The organism is Moorena sp. SIO3H5 (genome assembly GCF_010692395.1).
Classification (GTDB): Bacteria; Cyanobacteriota; Cyanobacteriia; order Cyanobacteriales; family Coleofasciculaceae; genus Moorena.
This window is the reverse complement of sequence record NZ_JAAHHS010000683.1, coordinates 1-2283: the sequence shown is the minus strand read 5'-3', so window position 1 is coordinate 2283 and position 2283 is coordinate 1. Positions and strand designations below refer to the sequence as shown.

3 protein-coding genes are annotated in these 2283 nt (G+C 43.3%); 2 read left to right on the top strand and 1 reads right to left on the bottom strand.

Annotation, left to right across the window (positions count from 1 at the left end; translation table 11 throughout):
- Both F6K52_RS35490 and F6K52_RS35485 read left to right on the top strand, forming a co-directional pair.
- A partial coding sequence (locus F6K52_RS35490) for a PEP-utilizing enzyme (protein WP_293089773.1) occupies positions 1–699 on the top strand: 699 nt, incomplete at its 5' end.
- Positions 700–940: 241 nt separating this feature from the next.
- Positions 941–1066, top strand: coding sequence for a hypothetical protein (locus tag F6K52_RS35485; protein WP_293089771.1), 126 nt, complete (start codon positions 941–943; stop codon positions 1064–1066).
- Here the strand turns inward: F6K52_RS35485 and F6K52_RS35480 are convergent.
- Positions 1063–2283 (bottom strand): ATP-dependent DNA helicase RecG (locus F6K52_RS35480; RefSeq protein ID WP_293089768.1); only part of this gene is annotated, 1221 nt, incomplete at its 5' end. The two genes, F6K52_RS35485 and F6K52_RS35480, sit on opposite strands and share 4 nt — an antisense overlap.

Genomic DNA, 2283 nt, shown 5'->3' with positions numbered 1-2283 from the left:
CCCCAATCTCGAAAACCTAGAGGGCAACGCTGGAAAGCTGAAGTGGTACAAGCACGGCTGGATCTCAAAGGTCGAGTGACCCAAGTCTACTCTAAGCTGATGGCTCACCTACGCTGGAGCTTCTTGGCTATAGAGGCACGCTGGCTGCTGTCAGGTTTACTATTGGAACCAGGGGACATTTTTTTCTTGGAGTTACCCGAAATTCGCTCTTTAGTAGGTAGTGATAACCAGCAACTCAGACAACAGCTTCCAGAAATTGTGCAACAACGGCGCACTAAATTGGCACAGGATGGTCAGCTGACTAGCGTACCTTTCCTGGTTTATGGCAATAATCCTCCCTTACCCGCTGAGCCCAAATCTTTAGCTGGGTCTGATCAACGACTGCTACAAGGCATTGGTGCCAGTTCGGGACTTGTAGAGGGTTTAGTCAAAGTAGTGAAAAGCTTGCAAAGTAATATCACTATTGACCAGCAAACCATTGTGGTGGTGCCCTACACCGATTCCGGTTGGGCACCATTACTTGCTCGTGCTGGTGGCTTAATTTCTGAAGTAGGGGGACGTCTGTCCCACGGTGCCATTGTAGCCCGAGAGTATGGTATCCCAGCCGTAATGGATATTAATCATGCCACTGATATATTACGAGATGGTCAGCGGGTCAGGATTGATGGTCAGTTGGGAACAGTTGAGGTATTGGAATAGGGAATCGGGAGTAGGGAATAGGGAATAGGGAATAGGGAATAGGGAATAGGGCCTCAAAAATTATCACAATTGATTTATGAGCTATACTGCTATATTGGGTTTTAGGGAGTAGGATTCATAACTCAAATACAAATGCTATATTAACTAATTTTTTGTGCATAAATGATAATTTAAGTAACAAACATTTGTCATAGTAAAAACGTCATCAGTCATCTATAAAAAGTAGTTTTTTGATAATTTTTTGGTCAATTCATTATTTTCCACTACTCCCTACTCCCTACTCCCTACTCCCTACTCCCTACTCCCTACTCCCTACTCCCTGTTCCCTACTCCCTGTTCCCTAATAGAGAATTCTATGGTAAATTAAGTCATAATCGTCCCATCCATCAACCACTGATACCGATACTCTAACTCAACTTTCATTAAAGGGTAATTCTCCAATGTTTCATCCTGAATAATAATCTTTTCTGCTGCATCTCGCGCCAAAGTTAATACCTCTTGGTCTTCTACTAAACTAGCTAGAGCAAAATCTGCTAACCCGGATTGGCGCTTACCTAAAACTTCCCCAGGACCACGAAAACGCATATCCATTTCAGAGATAAAAAAGCCATCCTGGGACTGTTCTAATACCCCCAAACGTTGTCTGGCTGTTTCAGTATTAGAACCACTGACTAAAAGACAATAAGATTTGTCAGAACCTCGACCGACACGACCCCGTAATTGGTGTAACTGAGATAACCCAAACCGTTCTGCATTTTCTATCATCATTACGGTAGCATTGGGTACATCCACACCCACTTCAATCACAGTAGTTGAAACAATAATTTGGCTTTTGTTATCCCGAAAAGCACTCAGTGCTTTATCTTTATCGGCTGAACTCATCCGACCATGAAGTAACCCAACCTTAAATTCTGGAAATATACTTTCAGATAGTCGTTTATGCTCTTCAATTGCTGAGCGTAAATCTAATTTTTCCGATTCTTCAATCAAGGGCAATACCATATAAGCTTGCCGTCCTTGAGCCACTTCTCGACGAATCAGGTCATAGGCATGTTTCCTCTCTTTACCCTTTACCACAGTGGTCTGAATCTTTTGACGACCAGGGGGCAATTCATCAATTTGACTCACATCCAAATCCCCGTGAAGGGTTAGCGCTAGGGTTCTGGGAATTGGTGTAGCGGTCAGAGTCAGCACATGGGGAGATTGACCTTTTTCCTGTAAACGAGCCCGTTGCTTTACCCCAAAGCGATGCTGTTCATCAATCACTACTAAACCCAAATTGTTGAAGTTCACTGGGTCTTGAATCAAAGCATGGGTTCCTACTAACAGGGGAAGTTCTCCTGTTTCTAGCTCGGAATGAATTTTTCGACGCTTAGAAACTTTAGTAGAACCTGTTAGTAATTCAACCGGAAGGTGTAGTAAATTGAACCAATTTACTAACTTACGATAGTGCTGTTCAGCTAATACTTCAGTGGGAGCCATCAAAGCAGCTTGGTATCCCGATTGGATGGCTGCTAGAATAGCATAAACTGCCACAATAGTTTTACCGGAACCGACATCTCCTTGGATCAACCGATTCATGGA